Genomic DNA, 16,311 nt, shown 5'->3' with positions numbered 1-16,311 from the left:
CTTACTCCAGCAGGTCGCGCAGCCCGGCGCCGATGCTGCCGAGCTGGCCGATGGCGGGGCCGGTGTCGCCGAGGATGCCGGTGAGCGGGCCGGTCGGGTCGGACAGCTCGGGCATGTTGCCGAGCGCCTGCAGCGCATCGAGCGCGCCCATGGCGTCGTCGAGCAGGCCGGCCGCCTGGTCGAGCAGGCTGGTGTCGATGCCGCCGAGGATGTCGCTCGGCGGCGGCGGTGGTGGCGACTCGATGAGCCACAGCGCATAGTCGATCTGGTCGGGAGCACTGGCCTCGGCCTGGATGTGTACCTGCTGCAGGAGCACGTGCTGGATGTCGGTGCCGGTGACGATGTCGGAGACGAAGGTCATCGGCGCGCCCGCAAGGTACTTCTCGCGCACTGCATTGAGCAGATCCAGCCCGGCCTCGCTGCCGAACACCGAGCCTTCGATGACGATGCGTGCCGGGCGGCGCTCGAGATCCTGGAACAGGCTGCCGGCCCGTCCGGGGACGGGCAGTTCGAGAAAGTCACGCGTCTCGAGGGTTTCCAGCCGCGTCACGCGCGGCAGCTCCCAGTCGGCGAGCATCGGCGTGAGGCTCATGTCAGGTCCACTCCGCGGAGCCAGGCCTGTTCGCGCAGCAGGCGGTCGAGCCCGGCGGTGAGGTCCGCGGGCTGGCCGAGTGCGGGCTGGCCGGATGCGGGTTCAGCGGCGGCTGTCCAGGCCTTGGCAGTGGCTGGCGCCGCGGCGCTGGCCTGCGCGCCGGGCGCTGGCGTGCCGAGCAGCCGGGACGGCGCGCGCAGCAGCGGCAGGCGTTCGGATGCGCGCTGCGCGCCCGCCTCCGCAGGGCCGGCACCGGTGTCGGGGAGCGGGTGCAGGAACCGCGGCGCGACCAGGGGGCGCAGCGTGTCGGTGGCGGGTTGCAGGTAGGCGCCGGCGTCGGCAGCGCTCGCCGTGGGCTGCGCGTTCGCGGGCGGGCGGCTGGCTGGGCGCGGGGCGGCGTGGCGCTGCAGCAGGTCGCCGATGAGTTCGCCGACCGGATGTGCGCCCGCCAAAGCCTTGCCCGCGCCGGCCGCTGCGGCGGCGCCCGAGCCGGCCGCGTGGGCGAGCGTACGGCCGGCCTCGGGGCGCGCGACAGCGGCGCTGCCCTGCAGCACGGTATTGATGAGTTCGCCGACCGACTGCACGCTGGCCGACGACTTGGCCGTGCCGGCCGCTGCGGTGGCGCCCGATCGGGCCGTGCGCGCGGGGGAGCGGCCGGCCTCGGGGCAGGCGGCGGGGGCGGCGTGGCCCTGCAGCAAGGCTTCGATGAGCGCGCCGACCGACGGGGCGCCCGCCGACGACGCGCCCGCACCGGCCGCTGCAGCGGCGCCGGATCGGGCCGTGTCCGCGTGCGTGCGATCGCTCTCGGGGCGCGCGGCGGCGGTGCGCGCTGCGGCCGACGGCGGGAGATCCGCGGCCCGGCCCGGCGCCTGACGCAGGCTATCGGCGGCGCTGGCCAGGCCGGCTGCGGCGGCTCCTGCGTTCGCGCCAGGGGGTGCAGCGGGCGTGGGCGCGGCCCGCTTGCCGGTGTCGGCGCGCCGTCCGCCCGCCTTGGCGGCGTTCGCCGCGTCGACGAATTTCGGCATTACGAAGGGGTTCAAGGGCACCGCGACGGCGAAGGGATTGAAGCGCGCCGCTGCGGGCAGGCGCTCGAGATTGCCGGTGCGCGCCGCGGCCTCGCCGGTGACGGCGGCGAGCAGCGCGGACAGCCGCGCCTGCGTCGCCTGCAGGTGCTTGCTGACCTCATGGAAGGGCGCAAGGGCGGCCGCGAGGCGGCGCGGATCAGCCATGGCGGCCGCCTTCCTCGCGCAGCATCTGCAGGTGGAGCAGGATCTGGCCGAGGGTGAGCTCCCCGATCTGCTGCGGCGTCCAGCCGAATTCGCGCGCCAGCACATGGGCGGCGCGCGCGATCGGCTGCTCGGCGGCCTCTTCCAGCGCGGCGGGGGCGACGGCGAGGCCGCTGACGCGGTTGACCTCGGCGAGCAGGAACTCCATCAGCCCGAGGGGCAGCGCCGACACCTGCGGCAGCGACAGCGCCGGCAGCTGCAGCGCCGCATGGACCATCAGGGCGCCGGCCAGGCTGTCGCTGTCGCGCGCGGCGCGGCTGATCAGTTGCAGGTCGCGCACGGTCAGCGGGCGGATCTGCACCCGTCCCGCGAAGCCGCTGCGGCCTGCCTCGATCAGCGCGGCAGGCACCTCGATGTCGTAGGTCGCGGCGCTCCCGGCGAGCAGCTCGTCGGCGCCGAGGTAGGCCTCGGGCGCCGCGCGGGCAGCCTGCAGTCGCGCCTCCGCTGCCATGCTCATGGGCTCAGCCTCGTTCGTCGCGGACGGTCACGTACAGCGCCTGGAAGTCGGCCCCTTCCATGACGAAGTCGTCCTCGGGCATGGTCAGGTTCCACTGCTCGAGCTTGACCTCGTGCAGAGTCACGATCGACTTGGTGCCGGGGTTGGCGGCGTTCTCCGCCATCAGCGTGATGTTGAAGGCGGGCTGGGCCCATGAGCTGCGCGGCCGCTGCTCGCTCGCTTCGCCCAGCAGCAGGCGCAGCAGCGCGCCGTTGAGCCAGGCGCGGTCGATGTGGCCGCGCACGCTGACGTTGCCCGAGCGCAGCTCGCTGGCGTAGCGCTGACCGATCTCGTGGAAGGGGCGGATCGCCGAGCTGACCTGGACGGTGACGCCGGTGACGCGGCCGACCTGGATGAGGTCGTTGCCCTCGATCACCGCGCCCGCGGCGGCGCCCTCGGGGCCCTCGCCGGCGGGCGCGAGCAGGATGGAGCCGTCGGCTCCGGTGAAAACATGGGTGTTGGCGGCGGATGGCATGTCGGTCTCCTTTCCTGCGCGTTCAGGACAGCGCGAGGGTGACGCGGATGTAATCGATGCTGAAGGTCGGCTGCATGGCGACATTGACGATGCAGCGGCCGGCGACCTCGTCGGCGCGCGTGGCCTTGACCTCGAGCTGGTAGCCGGTGAGCGCCTCGTCCACCACCATGGTGGTCAGGAAGCTGTCGAGCGCGCCGTGCAGGGCGGTGCGCACGCGCTCGTTGTTGAGCCGGCCGACAAAGGGGTTGGCGACCTGGCGGATGCCGGCCTTGGCGTAATCGACGATGCGCCGCGTGGTGATCTGCGCGAAGGCCTCGCGCTCGGTGGTGATGCCGCGTACGACACGGATGCCCTGGCGGTCTTCCAGCGCGCACACGTTGCCCTGCAGCAGGGCCTTGAGCTGGCCGTAGCTGTAGCGGGTGGTGAGCTCGGTGACGCCGGCGAACACCTTGTTGGTGGGGCTGGCCTGTGGCGCAAGGCTGGCGATCAGGCCCGCCATCGCGGCCGCCGTGTAGTTGCCCGGCAGGCTGACCATGGCGCCGGCGGCCGGGTCGTAGGTGCGCAGGCCCGGGGTGACCAGCACCACGCGCTTGTTGGCTGCGACCTGATCGGTGACGGCGGTCACGGTGCTTGCGTCCGAGCCGATCACGGTGATCACGTCCTTGCCATCGCCCTCGGCGCTGTTGACCGCCGCCGGAAGGACCTGCAGCGCGGTCGCGGTGGCGAGTTCGGGCGCGACCAGGATGTTGACCGTGTCCTTGAGCAGTTCCGCCGTGGCGGTGGCGAAGGCGGCCTGGTCGGCGCCGGCGGCGAGCGCATGGGCATACACGGTGCGTGCGCCGTTGGCGAACAGCAGGGCGAGCCCGCGCATCAGGTTGAGCGTGCCGGCGCTGAGCGCGTCGGAGGCCGCATACAGCTTGGCGGCGTCCTCCATGCTGCCTAGGATGTGGGTCTGGCCGATGGCATCGGTGACGCCGTCGGCCGCCGCCGCCGTGCCGACGATGCCGACGTTGCCGAAGCTGACGCCCTTGGGCGCGATCAGTCCCTCTGCCTGCACCCGGATGAATGATCCCGGAACGATCTGTTCCGCAAAGTTCTCTTCCATCGCCCGCTCCTTGGTTCCCCGCTGGGGGTGTATGCGCCCCGCGCGGGGCATTGTCGATCGCACGGCGCGCCGGGCGCGCGGTGCGCTGTTGGCGTCCGGGTGCTCAGCCGTCGGGCGCGATATCGAGGACGAGATCGCTGATCACGCCCTCCGCTGTCGTGGGGGTGCTGATGAACTCGAAGTCGATGTCGAAGACGATGACGCGCGCATCGGCACTGTCTGCCCGTTGCAGGCGATGCACGCCGGCCGCCCCCAGTTCGCTGCGGGACAGGCACAGCAGGTGGTTGGCCAGACTGCTGGCGTGGGCCCGCGCATTGGCCTCGTTGCCGCCGCCGATGCTGATGCTGACCCGTGCGGCCAGCCGTCGGCCGAAAAGCGCCGCCTCGGGTTCGACATGATTGCCGACATAGCCCCCCAGCCCGAGGAGGCGAACACGCTGCGCCTCGATCACCCGTGTGCGGTTCAAGCCCGCGGGCGTGTCGCTCGGCAGCAGCTCATCGACGGCAAGCCCCAGGGCGTCGATGGCGTCCCGGGACAGGGCATCAGGCATCCGCGTCTCCCGTGTTGATTTGCTGAGTGATCCGTCGGGCTCAGCTCGCTAGCTCGCTGGGTCGACGCCGACTGGGGTCTTATTCTTCTGTGCTATTTGGTGTAGTTCCCCGGTGAGGCTTTGTCAAACCGCGTGCACACGTGCTTTCGCGAGGCGCGGCGGTTTATCGCAGCGGCTTCTGGCCGGGCCGCCGGCGCTGTGGATCGGCACCCGCTGCGTGCGGTGATCCGGTCGCGCCGGGTCCCCCTTCCCGTTTCAGCCCGTTCGCGGAGTGCGGGGGCGCTTTCCTGCGCAGCCTCTTATCATGCTGGCCGTCCTCGGCGACACTGCGAGGTTTGGCGCCGCCGCGCGGGCGGGCGCCGGTGTCCAGACAGGCAATAGTGGAGCAGAGCATGAGCAGTCCTGAAATCGGCCGCAGCATCGTCGCTGGCGGCATTGGCACGAACTATCACGACCTCGGTGAGGGCTTTCCGCTACTGATGATCCATGGCTCGGGCCCGGGTGTGTCGGCGTGGGCCAACTGGCGCCTGGTGATGCCGGAGCTGGCCAGGCAGGCGCGCGTGATTGCGCCGGATATGGTGGGTTTCGGCTTCAGCGAGCGTCCCGCCGGCCAGCAGTACACGATGGACGCCTGGGTCGATCAGGCGGTCGGCCTGCTCGATGCGCTGGGCATCGAGCAGGCCGACCTGGTGGGTAACTCCTTCGGCGGCGCGCTGGCGGTGGCGCTGACGATCCGCCATCCGCAGCGCGTGCGCCGGCTGGTGCTGATGGGCGCGGTCGGCGTGCACTTCCCGATCACCGAGGGCCTGGACGCGGTATGGGGCTACACGCCCTCGATCGCCAACATGCGCCGGATCATGGACTACTTCGCCTGGGACCGCAGCCTGGTGAACGACGAGCTTGCCCGCCTGCGCTACGAGGCCAGCGTCCAGCCCGGCTTCCAGGAGGCCTTCGCGGCGATGTTCCCGGCGCCGCGCCAGCGCTGGGTGGATGCGATGGCCAGCCCGGAGGCGGCCATCGCCGCGCTGCCGCACGAGACGCTGATCATCCACGGCCGCGACGACCAGGTGATTCCGCTGTCCAGCTCGCTCCGCTTCTCCCAGCTGATCTCGCGCTCGCAACTGCATGTCTTCGGCCGCTGCGGGCACTGGACCCAGATCGAGCACTCGGCCCGCTTCGCGCGGCTGGTGAGCGACTTTCTTGCCGAAGCGCAGGCGGACGAGCCCTTGCCGTTGAGCTAAGGGCAGGCACGGGGCGACCGTGCGCCGGCTCCCGCGCACGGTCGCCCACGAGGCGTGAAATCCTTCGCGCCCGTGCGTCTGCAGGCTCTTCAAGGGGGGCGGGCAGGGGTGTAGTCTTGCGTCGATGATGAGTAAAGACACCGTGCTCCTGCATTTCGAGGACGAAGCCGCGGAGGCCCTGCGCCTGGCGCAGGCTGTCGGTCTGGAGCTGGCGGAGATCGAGCGCCATCGCTTCCCCGACGACGAACTGCGCCTGCGCCTGCCGGCCGAGCTACCGCCGAACGTGGTGCTGTACCGCAGCCTGCACCGCCCCAACGAGAAGCTGCTTGAACTGCTGCTGGTTGCGCGCACCGCGGGCCGGCTGGGTGCGCAGCACCTCACCCTGGTGGCGCCCTATCTGGCCTACATGCGCCAGGACAAGGCCTTTCGCAGCGGCGAGGTGGTCAGCCAGCGCATCGTCGGCGAGTTCCTGGCGGGCCTGTTCGACGGCGTGATCACCGTCGACCCGCACCTGCATCGCATCGACTCCCTGGCCGAGGCGATCCCGGTGCCGCATGCGCTCGCCCTGTCGGGCGCCGAGCTGCTGGCCAAGGTGGCGGTCGAACGCCGCGAACGCCCGCTGCTGGTCGGGCCCGATGCCGAATCGCGCCAATGGGTCGAGGCCGCGGCCCGGCCTCATGGACTGGACTACCTCGTGTGCGACAAGATCCGGCACGATGACTGCAATGTGGACATCGCCCTGCCGGCCGGCGCGGCCGTGGCCGGACGTGCGGTCGTGCTGCTCGATGACGTCGCCAGTTCGGGCCACACGCTGGCGCGTGCGGCCACCGTGCTGCGCGCGGCGGGCGCGGTGTCGGTCGATGTTGCCGTCACCCACGCGCTGTTCGCCGGCGACGCGCTCGACCTGATCCATGCCGCCGGCGTGGGCGAGGTGTGGAGCACCGACTGCATCGCCCACCCGAGCAATGCCATCAGCGTGGCCCCGATGCTGGCCGAGGCGCTGCGCGAGATCGGCGTGAGCTGAGCCCCCTCCTTTTGCCGTCTGCATAGGCCCTGGCCCGCTCCGGCGCCCCTGTGCCGGCGATGACGTCCTCAGGGCTTAGTGCTAGCATCTCGTTTTCCGCGATGCAGCGAACTGCTTGCTCACCCGCCCGTGGGCAGGCCTCTTGCGCGCAGACGGGACAAGAACGAGGAGACGCGTGGAGCAATCGGTCAGGACTGTGGTGTTTGCCGATCTGACAGGGAGTACCGGACTGTTCGAGAAGGCGGGCAACGTGGCGGCGACGCAGATCGTCACCCGGTGCACGCACGCGCTCGGCCGTCACCTGGCCACTGCCGGCGGCCGTGTCGTCAAGTACCTGGGCGATGGCGTGCTCGTGCTGTTCGACGACACGATGGCCGCGGTGCAGGCCGCGGCGCGCATGCAGGAAGTGCTCGAGGAGCTGGCCAGCGTCGAGCTGCAGCGCGCACCGCTGGGCGTGAAGACCGGCGTCGATCGCGGTTCCATCGTCGAGCACGACGGCGATTGCTATGGTGATGCGGTCAATGTCGCTGCGCGCCTGAGCGATCGCGCTCAGGCCGGCGAGACCCTGATCGGCGAGGCCGTGTTCGCGAGCCTGCCCGAACCGATGCGCATCGCCTGTCACAGCCTCGATCGCATCACCATCAAGGGCAAGGCCGAGCCGATGCGTGTGTGGCGGGTGGACTTTGCGCGCAGCGCCGAAACCACCCTGACCACGCTGCTCGGCTATCAGGAGCTCATCGACGGGCCGACGCTGATCCAGCGCATCGATATCGACCGCCTCGACCAGCATGTCGAACTCCACGCCGACGACGGGCCGCTGATCATCGGTCGTGGTGAGGGCGCAGGCTTTCCCATCGACGATCCGCGGGTGTCGCGCCGCCATGCGCGCGTGGAGTGGGCGGGTGGCCAGTGCGTGATCACCGATTTCAGCAGCAACGGCAGCTGGGTCCGCTTCGCCGGCTCGTCGGCGCCGGTGATCCTGCGACGTGACAGTTGCACGCTCTACGGCGAGGGCGAGATCGGCCTCGGCGCCACGCCGGACGACTTCACCGCGCCCACGCTCGGTTTCCGCGTCATCGACGAGGGTTGAGCGGCGCAGGGCTTGCTGACGAAGGGCGGTCGCAGCCTCGGCAACACATTCGGCAAACCACCCCGCGATCTGCAATGAGAACCCTCACCGTCCTGCTGCTGTTGCTGCCGATCCTCGTCCCCGCAGGTGTTGGCGCCGCCCAGTGGACGCAGCGCCCGCTCGCCGACATCGCGTGGTATCCCGAATTCCGCGCCCCGGCTGCCGTGCATGCACGCGAGGAGGCGAGGGTCGCGGCCGAAGTGTCGGCACGCATCCTTGCGATGCCGGCGCGCGAGGGCGAGACGGTGGCGCGCGGCGCCGAGCTCGTGCGTCTGGACGACGCCGCCTACCGCATCGAGGTCGAGCGCGCCCGTGCCCAGCGCGACCTCGTCGACAGCCGCATCCGTCTGGCGCGTGCCCAGCTCGAGCAGGCACGGGCGCTGGCGGGGCGCGGCTTCATCAGCGCCGACGGCCTGCGCATCCGCGAGACCGAGGTGGGCGTGCTCGAGAGCGAGCGCGCGGCCGCCGCCGCCGCGCTGGCAGCGGCCGAACTGGCGCTGGCGCGTTGCGTGATCCGCGCACCCTTCACCGGCGTGGTGCGCGAGCGCCTGGCGAGCGTGGGCGAGCTGGCGACCGTGGGCATGGCGCTGCTGAGCTTTGCTGCCAGCGCCGACGCCGAGGTGCGGGCGCGGGTGCCGGCGGCGCAGGTCGATAGCCTGCGCGCGGCGAGCGTGCTGGAACTGGTGGCGGGTGAGACGGTGCAGGCGCTGAGGCTGCGTCGCGTGTCGCCGGTGCTCGAGGCCGCCGGCCAGGCGCGCGAGGTGATGCTCGACGGTGGTGCGGCGTTGCCGCCGGGCCTGGCCGGCGAACTGCGCTGGCGCAGCAGCGTGCCGCACCTGCCGCCGGGTTACGTGCAGCAGCATGAGGGCGTGCTCGGGGCCTGGATCGTGCGCGACGGGGTGGCGGTCTTCGTGCCCTTGCCGCAGGCCCAGGCCGGGCGCGCGGTGGCGGTCGACTGGCCGCCCACGACGGTGGTGATCGACGAGGGCCGCTTCGCGCTCGGCCTCGGCGGTGTCGGCACGCCCGAGGGCGCGGGCGGAGGCGCGCAGTGAAGGCGCTCTACGGGCGGCTGATCGACAACCACCCGCTCGCCAACATCGCCTTCCTGATGGTGCTGCTCGGCGGCCTGTTCAGCTACCTGACCATGCCGCGGGCGCAGGACCCGGAGATCAACTTCAACTGGGTCAGCATCATCACCACGCTGCCCGGCGCCTCGGCCGAGGACATCGAGCGCGAACTGACCGGCCCGCTCGAGGATGCGATCAAGCAGGTCCAGAACATTCGCTTCGTGTCCTCATCGAGCCGCGAGGGCGTGTCGTCCATCCTGGTGCGCTTCGAGGAGCTCTCCGAGCGCGTGTTCGACAAGCGCGTGAATGACCTGCGGCGCGAGATCCAGAACAAGGCCGCCGCCGAGCTGCCGCCCGATGCCACCGACCCGGTGGTGCTGGAGATCACCAGCTCCAACGGCTTTCCCACCGCCATCCTGGTGCTGCATGGCAGCGGCGGCGAGAACCTGCGCCGGGCGGCCTTCGTGATGAAGAAGGAGATCGAGGGCCTGGCCGGCGTCGACCAGGTGATCGCTGCCGGCTTCGACGATCCGCAACTGCAGGTGGACTTCGACCCCGCACGCCTGGCGGCCACGGGGCTGTCGCCGGTCCAGCTGTCGGACGGGGTGGCGAGCTGGTTCCGCAACACCCTGGCCGGGCGCATCCGTGTGCAGGACCGCGAGTGGCTGGTGCGCCTCGAGGGCAAGACCCCCGACCCCGAGGAACTCGCGCAGGCGGCGATCGTGACGCCGCAAGGGCGGGTGGCGGTCGATGAGGTGGCGGCGGTGGTGCGCGGCCATGAGCGCGCCAACCAGCTGGTGAGCTACAACGGCCGGCCGGCGGTGATGCTGTCGGTGACCAAGCAGGCCGGCGCCAACACGCTGCAACTGGTCGAACGCCTGCAGGGCTTCGCCGCCGACCGCAACCTGCTGCTCGCCGGCCAGGGCCTGCAGCTTGCGGTCGTGGATGACCAGACGCACGCCACCCGCCATGCGATCGGGGTGATGGAATCCAACGCGCTGTTCGGCCTCGCTGCGGTGTTGCTGATGTGCTGGATCTTCCTCGGTTCGCGGCTGGCGCTGCTGGTGGCGCTGGGCGTGCCGTTCTCGCTCGCCGGCACCTTCATCGCGGTCGACCTGATCGACTCCACCCTCAATCTCACCGTGCTGCTCGGTGTGGTGATCGCGCTCGGCATGCTGGTCGACGACGCGGTGGTGGTGGTCGAGGCCATCTACTACCGCCTGCAGCGCGGCGAGGCGCCGCGCCAGGCCGTGCTGGCCGGGGTGCGCGAGGTCGGCCTGCCGGTGCTGGCGGCGGTGCTGACCACGATTGCCGCCTTCCTGCCGCTGATGCTGCTGCCCGGCATCCTCGGCAGCTTCATGTTCATCGTGCCCTTCGTCGTCACCGTTGGCCTGCTGGTGAGTCTGGCCGAGGCCTTCTGGATCCTGCCCACGCACATCCTGGCGCTGGGGCTGCAGTCCTCGCTGCGACCGACGCGGGCGCAGCTGCTGCGCGAGCGCTTCACCCACTGGCTGAGGGTGAAGTACGCACTCGGCCTGGTCGGCGTGCTGCGCCGGCCGCGCAGCGCGATCGCCGTGCTGCTGCTGGTGATGGCGGGCGCCGGTGGCGCGGTGGCGGGCGGCTTCGTGAAGGTGCAGTTCTTTGCCTTCGACTCGATGCGTCTGTTCTACGTCAGCGTGGACATGCCGGCCGGCGTCACGCCCGAGCGCACGCTGGCCGCCGCCGAGCGCGCGGCCGCGGTGGTCGCGGGCGCGATCGGCGCGGAGGAGCTGCGATCGGTGGTGAGCTACGCCGGGCTCAAGTTCACCGACACCGAGCCGGTGTATGGCGACCAGTACGCGCAGGTGCTGGTGTCGCTGCTGCCGCGCAATGGCGACATGCGCGACACCGGCGACATCATCGCCGAGCTGCGGCCGCTGATCGCGGCGCTCGATGGCGAGGCCAGCTACTCCTTCATGGAGATGAAGGGCGGGCCGCCGACCGCGAAGCCGATCTCGGTGAAGATGAAATCGGACGACTATCCCGTGCTGCGGGCCGCCGCCGATGCCCTGATGGAGGAGGCGGCGCGGCTGCCCGGGGTGACGGACCTGACCGACGACGACGTGCCCGGGCGCAATGAGATGCGCCTGCTGCTCAACCGCGAAAAGCTGGCCCGCGCCGGGGTAAGTCCGCACGAGGTGTCGCGCCTGCTCCGCCTGTACGGCGAGGGCGAGATCGTCGCCACCACGCGCGATGCGGGCGAGAAGGTGGAGGTGGTGGTGCGCGCGCGCAGTGAGCCCTTCGCCGACGTCACCGAGCTGCTGCAGCGCGTCGTGCCGCTGGCGCAGCGCGGCAGCGTGCAGCTGGGCGAGCTGGTCGACCACGAGCTGCGGCTGTCGAAGGGCTACATCCGCCATTACCAGCTCACGCGCGCGATCACCGTCGAGGCCGAGCTCGACCGCGAGCAGATCGACACCGTGGACGCGAACAATCGCCTGAAGGCGGCATGGACTCGGCTGCAGCCGCAATACCCCGGCGTCGAGCTGGATTTTTCCGGCGAGCTGGAGGACATCCAGGAGAGCCTGGATTCGATGGGCAAGCTCTTCCTGCTCGGCCTCGGGCTGATCTACCTGATCCTCGCCACCCAGTTCCGCAGCTACTGGCAGCCCTTCATCATCCTCGTCACCGTGCCGCTGGCCTTCACCGGCGTGGTGCTCGGCCTGCTGGTGTCGGGCAACCCGCTGTCGCTTTACACCCTCTACGGGGTCATCGCGCTGACCGGCATTGCGGTGAATTCGGCGATCGTGCTGATCGATGCCGCCAATGAGCGCCGCGAGGCCGGCATGAGCGTGCAGCACGCCGTGATCTACGCCGCGCGCCGGCGCGTGGTGCCGATCCTGATCACCTCGACCACCACCATCGGCGGGCTGTTGTCGCTCGCCATCGGGCTGGGCGGCAAGTCGCTGATGTGGGGGCCGGTGGCGGCCAGCATCGTGTGGGGGCTGGGCTTCTCGACCGTGCTGACGCTGTTCGCGGTGCCGCTGGTGTATCGGATGGCGATGCAGCGAGGCGGCAGGGCCTGAGCAGGGCCTTTCATGATTGTCGATCTGGATCGTTATGACCATAATGGTCATGATGCTTGAACAGGAGGTCAAAGTGATTACGCAGACAAGTGCCGTGACCTTTCGCCAGAACCTCGGCGAGATGCTCAATCAGGTCCAGTATCGCCACGACAGCGTGGTGATCAACAAGGATGGCAAGCCCGTCGCCGCGCTTGTCGATGCGCGCTTGTTCGAGCGCATCCGCCGAATGCAGGCCCGCTTCGACGCGCTGTGCGAGCGGATCGAGGCCGGTTATTCGGGCGTTGCCGAGGAAATCGGCATGGCGGAGATCGACGCGGCCATTGCCGAGGATCGGCGGGTCCAGGCGCGACGGACTGCAGGCTGAACGTGCCGTCTGCGCTGCGCGTCGTCCTCGATACCAACGTCCTGCTTTCAGGATTGGCCTATCCCGGTAGTGTTCCCGGCAAGATCATCGCCGCCTGGCGGTACGGCTCGGTCGATGTCGTCTTGTCGCACTTCATTCTCGACGAACTGCGCCGCGTTCTGCCGCGCCTTGTTGCGCGTCATGGTCTTTCCGATCAGGAAGTGGACGACCTCGTGGATATCCTCTCCATTCAGGCCGAGCTCGTCGAGCCGCTGGCGGTAGTCGATGCGGCGTTGCGCGATCACGATGACCTCCCTGTGCTCGGCACCCTGCTGTCGGCAATGCGGGGGGCGAGCATCGACTACCTCATCACGGGCGACAAGGACTTGCTGGTCTTGGCGGACCGCTACCCGGTCCTCACGCCCGCTGACTTCTGGCGGCGACACGGCGGGCTTTGAGCGCGCGCTCGTCCTGATCATCCACGCGCCTTGGCGTCGCCGCTCGATCGCTCAGTTGCCGTCCGCGGTCTCGCTCAGCGCCTTCATCACCTGTTCGCGACTTCGCTTTGACCCTGTGTGCGGGCTCGGCTAGAATCCGCGCCGTCATTGGGGAGTAGCCGCCCTCCGGTGCTCGGGAGGGGTGCGTGTCAACATGCTCGGTCGTCAGGCCGTGGTGCGCACGGGTTTGTGAACCTGGCAAGACCTTTGACCCTGCTGCTGCCGTCGATGGCCGGGGTGGCGCAGGGTCATAGGTTGTGAACCGGCCAGGAACCGAATCGAATGGACGCCTTCCTCATTTCCACCGCCATCGTCGCCCTCGCCGAGATCGGCGACAAGACGCAACTGCTCGCCTTCATCCTCGCCGCCAAGTTCCGCCGGCCGTGGCCGATCATCGCCGGCATCCTGGTCGCCACCCTGGCCAATCATGCCTTTGCCGGCGCCGTCGGCACCTGGCTGACCACGCTGATGGGGCCGCAGACCCTGCGCTGGGTGCTGGGCCTGTCCTTCATCGCGATGGCGGTGTGGACACTGATCCCCGACAAGCTCGACGAGGACGACGCCAAGCTGCCGCGCTTCGGTGTGTTCGGCGCGACGGTGATCGCCTTCTTCCTCGCCGAGATGGGCGACAAGACCCAGGTCGCCACCGTCGCGCTGGCGGCGCAATACCAGGCCCTGGTCGCGGTGGTCGCAGGCACCACGCTGGGCATGATGATCGCCAACGTGCCGGCGGTGCTGCTCGGCGACCGCGCGGCGGCGCGCATGCCGGTCAGGCTGGTGCATGGCATCGCCGCGGCGATCTTCCTCGGCTTGGGCATCGCCACCCTGTTCGGCGCCGGCGAGGCGCTCGGTTTCTGAACCTCCCCCTGCGGGCACGGCGGACAGGCAGGCGGGCGGCCTGCTATGCTTGAGCGCTTTTGCAGCCCGGCCTCATGGAATCGTCCTTCCGCCGCGGTGCCCGCGAGGGCATGCGCGATTTTCTGCCGATCTCGGTCGGTCTCGTCCCGTGGGCGATGGTGACCGGCATCGCCATGCGCTCGATCGGCCTGTCGCCGCTCGAAGCCATGGGCATGAACCTGCTGGTGTATGCCGGCACCGCCCAGCTCGGCACCCTGCCGCTGATCGCTAGCGGGGCGCCCTTGTGGCTGATCTTCCTCACCGCGCTGGTGCTCAACCTGCGCTTCGTCATCTTCAGCGCGGCGCTGGCGCCGGCCTTCCACGGCCACCGCTTCATGCGCCGGCTGGTCTCGAGCTACCTGTTGGTCGACGGCATGTTCGCGATCGGCGCGGACAAGCTGCGCCGCGCCGACGATGCGCAGTGGCGCTGGGGCTACTACATCGTGCCTTCGCTGTACGGCTGGGGTCTGTGGCAGTGCTGCGTGCTGGTAGGCGTGCTCGGGGCGGGGGTGATTCCCCGCGACTGGTCGCTCGAGTTCATGACCACGATCGCGCTGATGGTGATGATGATCCCGATGCTGCGCGAGCGGCCGATGTGGGTGGCGGCGCTGGTCGGCGGCCTGGGGGCGGTGCTGCTGCGCGAGCTGCCGCTGCGCCTGGGGCTGATCGCGGGCATCGCGCTCGGCATCGGTGCCGGCTTCATGGCCGAGCGCGCACTGGCGCGGAGGGCGGCACGATGAGCGCAGGCGTGATGAGCGAGGGCCTGTGGTTGTGGCTGACCTTGCTGGTGATCTGCTCGACGACCATCCTGACCCGTGGCAGCTTCATCCTTGCCGGCGAGAAGGGCCGCCTGCCGCCCGCGCTGCAGCGGGCGCTGCGCTATGCACCGGCGGCGGCGCTGTCGGCGCTGGTGATGCCCGACCTGCTGCTCGACGGCGGCAGTCTCGATCCACTCAACCCCAAGCTCGCTGCCGGTATCGTGGTGGTCGTGGTGGCGTGGCGTTGGCGCAGCCCCTGGCTGCCCTTCATCCTCGGCATGGCCGTGCTGCTGCTGATGAGAAAGGGGCTGGGCTGGTAGCCTCGGCTACCGGCTCCAGCCCCTTGCAGGCTGTGACTGGGTTCGCCTACTTGCTGGGCGCCACGCCGTGCTCGTCGCCGGCTTCGATGTCGGCGGTGTTGTCACCGATGATCGACAGGTCCTGCCTGGCACGCTGGGCGGCGTTGGGGCGCTCGATCAGCCAGTACAGCAGCAGGCCGATCACCACCGCGTACACCGTCGCCTTCGGGTCGGGCATCGCCAGCGTCACCGCGACGATGCCGGCCACGCCGCGCTCGGTCGAGTTCTTCAGCTCTTCCATGCCCACCATGATGCAGATGTAGGCCGTCAGCACCAGCGTGAGCGACAGCGCGATCGGCAGCACCGGCTTGAAGAAGGACACCAGCGGCAGGATGAAGAGGGCGATGAAGCCGGTGATCCAGAAGGTGCCGCCACCGGAGTAGATCGAGTCCATCGATTTGCGGCCCAGCGCATAGCGTTCGGCGACGGTGGCGTGGGCAGCGGTCCACAGCGGGCCGGCGAGGCCGGGCCAGGGGGCGAAGAAGGCGTGGATGCCGTTGCGGATTGCGGTGACCAGGTGCACGCGGGTGACGTCGAGCTCGATCTGCTCGTCCTGGCGCAGGTGATCGACGCGCTTGCACAGCGTGAAGCCGACCAGGATGTCGCCGAAGGCGATCACGTAGGCAATGATCGCGGTCGGGATGGCGAGCAGGAACATGTCCAGGCTGGGCATGCCGACGGCGAAGATGAGGTAGTCCGTCATGCCTTTGAAGTCGGGCTGGGTGATGCCCCACTGGATGTCCGGCAACGGATACTCGCCGACCGCCCAGCCGACCAGGATGGCGACGAAGAGGCCGGGGATCATGCCGAAGTTGGAGATCGTCTTGGCGAACCTGCTGGTCTCGACGATGTGCTTGAAGGACAGCGAGAACAGGATGTAGGCCGACACGATCGAGCCCAGCAGCAGCGACACCGGGGTGGCGTCGATGCGCCCGCCGGCCTTCAGCTCGCCCATCATCGCCGCGATGCCGGCGCCGATGATGATGCCGCTCTTGAGCGAGTTGGGGATGATCGTCACCAGCCGGTTGCCGAGCCCGGTGATGCCCAATATCAGAAAGATCGCGAACACCGTGATCTGCAGCGCGAACATCGCCCGCACCGCCTCGGGGCCGGGCTCGAAGCCCTGCAGGAAGAGGATGACGACCGGGATCGCCGGCGTGATCCAGCCCGGGACCAGCGGCACGCCGAGCAGCGCGGGCAGCATGTAGCCGATACCGGCGATGACGCAGAAGGCGAGCGCTGCCTCGTAGGGCATGCCGAGGTACTTCTGCAGCAGCGGGATCATGGCCAGGCCGACCACGAACATGAACAGGCCCTGCACCATCTCCGGGTATTCCCAGCGGTAGTGGATGAAGGGCAGGCGGACCTTGAAGGGGCCGAGCGGCCAGTAAGGATGCTCGGCGCCGTGCTGGCGCTGAATCAACATGGTT

17 protein-coding genes and 1 riboswitch are annotated in these 16,311 nt (G+C 69.8%); of the genes, 10 read left to right on the top strand and 7 right to left on the bottom strand.

What is annotated here, in order from left to right:
- Position 1 precedes the first annotated feature (1 nt).
- From PLC66_RS02480 to PLC66_RS02455, 6 genes are all read right to left on the bottom strand, one after another.
- On the bottom strand, positions 2-592 hold the full coding sequence (locus PLC66_RS02480) for a hypothetical protein (protein WP_324537575.1): 591 nt from the start codon (positions 590-592) through the stop codon (positions 2-4).
- The gene (locus PLC66_RS02475) at positions 589-1,821 is read right to left on the bottom strand and encodes a hypothetical protein (RefSeq protein ID WP_324537573.1); all 1,233 of its coding nucleotides are present in this window, start codon (positions 1,819-1,821) and stop codon (positions 589-591) included. The genes PLC66_RS02480 and PLC66_RS02475 overlap by 4 nt, the downstream gene beginning before the upstream one ends.
- Positions 1,814-2,335: a hypothetical protein gene (locus tag PLC66_RS02470; RefSeq protein WP_324537571.1), complete on the bottom strand. Its 522-nt coding sequence runs from the start codon at positions 2,333-2,335 to the stop codon at positions 1,814-1,816. The genes PLC66_RS02475 and PLC66_RS02470 overlap by 8 nt, the downstream gene beginning before the upstream one ends.
- A gap of 4 nt (positions 2,336-2,339) precedes the next feature.
- Complete coding sequence (locus PLC66_RS02465; protein WP_324537569.1) at positions 2,340-2,849, bottom strand: hypothetical protein; 510 nt, start codon at positions 2,847-2,849, stop codon at positions 2,340-2,342.
- 22 nt (positions 2,850-2,871) lie between these two features.
- Positions 2,872-3,954 carry a phage tail sheath C-terminal domain-containing protein gene (locus PLC66_RS02460; RefSeq protein WP_324537567.1) on the bottom strand — a complete coding sequence of 361 codons (1,083 nt, stop codon included), beginning with the start codon at positions 3,952-3,954 and terminating at the stop codon, positions 2,872-2,874.
- Positions 3,955-4,057: 103 nt separating this feature from the next.
- The gene (locus tag PLC66_RS02455) at positions 4,058-4,504 is read right to left on the bottom strand and encodes a hypothetical protein (protein ID WP_324537565.1); all 447 of its coding nucleotides are present in this window, start codon (positions 4,502-4,504) and stop codon (positions 4,058-4,060) included.
- Positions 4,505-4,896: 392 nt separating this feature from the next.
- Here PLC66_RS02455 and PLC66_RS02450 point away from each other — a divergent pair, with 392 nt between their 5' ends.
- The 10 genes from PLC66_RS02450 to PLC66_RS02405 all read left to right on the top strand — a co-directional run bounded on the left by PLC66_RS02450 (position 4,897) and on the right by PLC66_RS02405 (position 14,842).
- On the top strand, positions 4,897-5,745 hold the full coding sequence (locus tag PLC66_RS02450; protein ID WP_324537563.1) for an alpha/beta fold hydrolase: 849 nt from the start codon (positions 4,897-4,899) through the stop codon (positions 5,743-5,745).
- Between the two features lie 127 nt (positions 5,746-5,872).
- Positions 5,873-6,769, top strand: a complete 897-nt coding sequence (locus tag PLC66_RS02445; protein ID WP_324537561.1) for a ribose-phosphate diphosphokinase — start codon at positions 5,873-5,875, stop codon at positions 6,767-6,769.
- 175 nt (positions 6,770-6,944) lie between these two features.
- Positions 6,945-7,859 carry an adenylate/guanylate cyclase domain-containing protein gene (locus PLC66_RS02440; protein WP_324537559.1) on the top strand — a complete coding sequence of 305 codons (915 nt, stop codon included), beginning with the start codon at positions 6,945-6,947 and terminating at the stop codon, positions 7,857-7,859.
- Positions 7,860-7,933: 74 nt separating this feature from the next.
- On the top strand, positions 7,934-8,950 hold the full coding sequence (locus PLC66_RS02435; RefSeq protein WP_324537556.1) for an efflux RND transporter periplasmic adaptor subunit: 1,017 nt from the start codon (positions 7,934-7,936) through the stop codon (positions 8,948-8,950).
- On the top strand, positions 8,947-12,027 hold the full coding sequence (locus PLC66_RS02430; RefSeq protein ID WP_324537554.1) for an efflux RND transporter permease subunit: 3,081 nt from the start codon (positions 8,947-8,949) through the stop codon (positions 12,025-12,027). Before PLC66_RS02435 ends, PLC66_RS02430 begins: the two co-directional genes overlap by 4 nt.
- A 49-nt stretch (positions 12,028-12,076) precedes the next feature.
- Positions 12,077-12,391: a type II toxin-antitoxin system Phd/YefM family antitoxin gene (locus PLC66_RS02425; protein WP_324537552.1), complete on the top strand. Its 315-nt coding sequence runs from the start codon at positions 12,077-12,079 to the stop codon at positions 12,389-12,391.
- Positions 12,392-12,393: 2 nt separating this feature from the next.
- Positions 12,394-12,828, top strand: coding sequence for a putative toxin-antitoxin system toxin component, PIN family (locus tag PLC66_RS02420; protein ID WP_324537550.1), 435 nt, complete (start codon positions 12,394-12,396; stop codon positions 12,826-12,828).
- A 137-nt stretch (positions 12,829-12,965) separates the two neighbouring features.
- Positions 12,966-13,142: riboswitch (yybP-ykoY riboswitch) on the top strand.
- A gap of 7 nt (positions 13,143-13,149) precedes the next feature.
- Positions 13,150-13,725, top strand: a complete 576-nt coding sequence (locus tag PLC66_RS02415) for a TMEM165/GDT1 family protein (RefSeq protein WP_324537548.1) — start codon at positions 13,150-13,152, stop codon at positions 13,723-13,725.
- A 74-nt stretch (positions 13,726-13,799) separates the two neighbouring features.
- Positions 13,800-14,504: an AzlC family ABC transporter permease gene (locus tag PLC66_RS02410; RefSeq protein ID WP_324537546.1), complete on the top strand. Its 705-nt coding sequence runs from the start codon at positions 13,800-13,802 to the stop codon at positions 14,502-14,504.
- Complete coding sequence (locus tag PLC66_RS02405) at positions 14,501-14,842, top strand: AzlD domain-containing protein (protein ID WP_324537544.1); 342 nt, start codon at positions 14,501-14,503, stop codon at positions 14,840-14,842. The genes PLC66_RS02410 and PLC66_RS02405 overlap by 4 nt, the downstream gene beginning before the upstream one ends.
- Before the next feature lie 46 nt (positions 14,843-14,888).
- Here PLC66_RS02405 and PLC66_RS02400 read toward each other — a convergent pair whose 3' ends face one another.
- Positions 14,889-16,307 carry a solute carrier family 23 protein gene (locus PLC66_RS02400; protein WP_324537542.1) on the bottom strand — a complete coding sequence of 473 codons (1,419 nt, stop codon included), beginning with the start codon at positions 16,305-16,307 and terminating at the stop codon, positions 14,889-14,891.
- Between the last annotated feature and the right edge of the window lie 4 nt (positions 16,308-16,311).

Origin of the sequence: Thauera sp., assembly GCF_035444905.1 — a bacterium.
Lineage (GTDB): Bacteria > Pseudomonadota > Gammaproteobacteria > Burkholderiales > Rhodocyclaceae > Thauera.
Note: the sequence above shows the minus strand (reverse complement) of the source record. Positions and strands in the feature narration are given on the sequence as shown.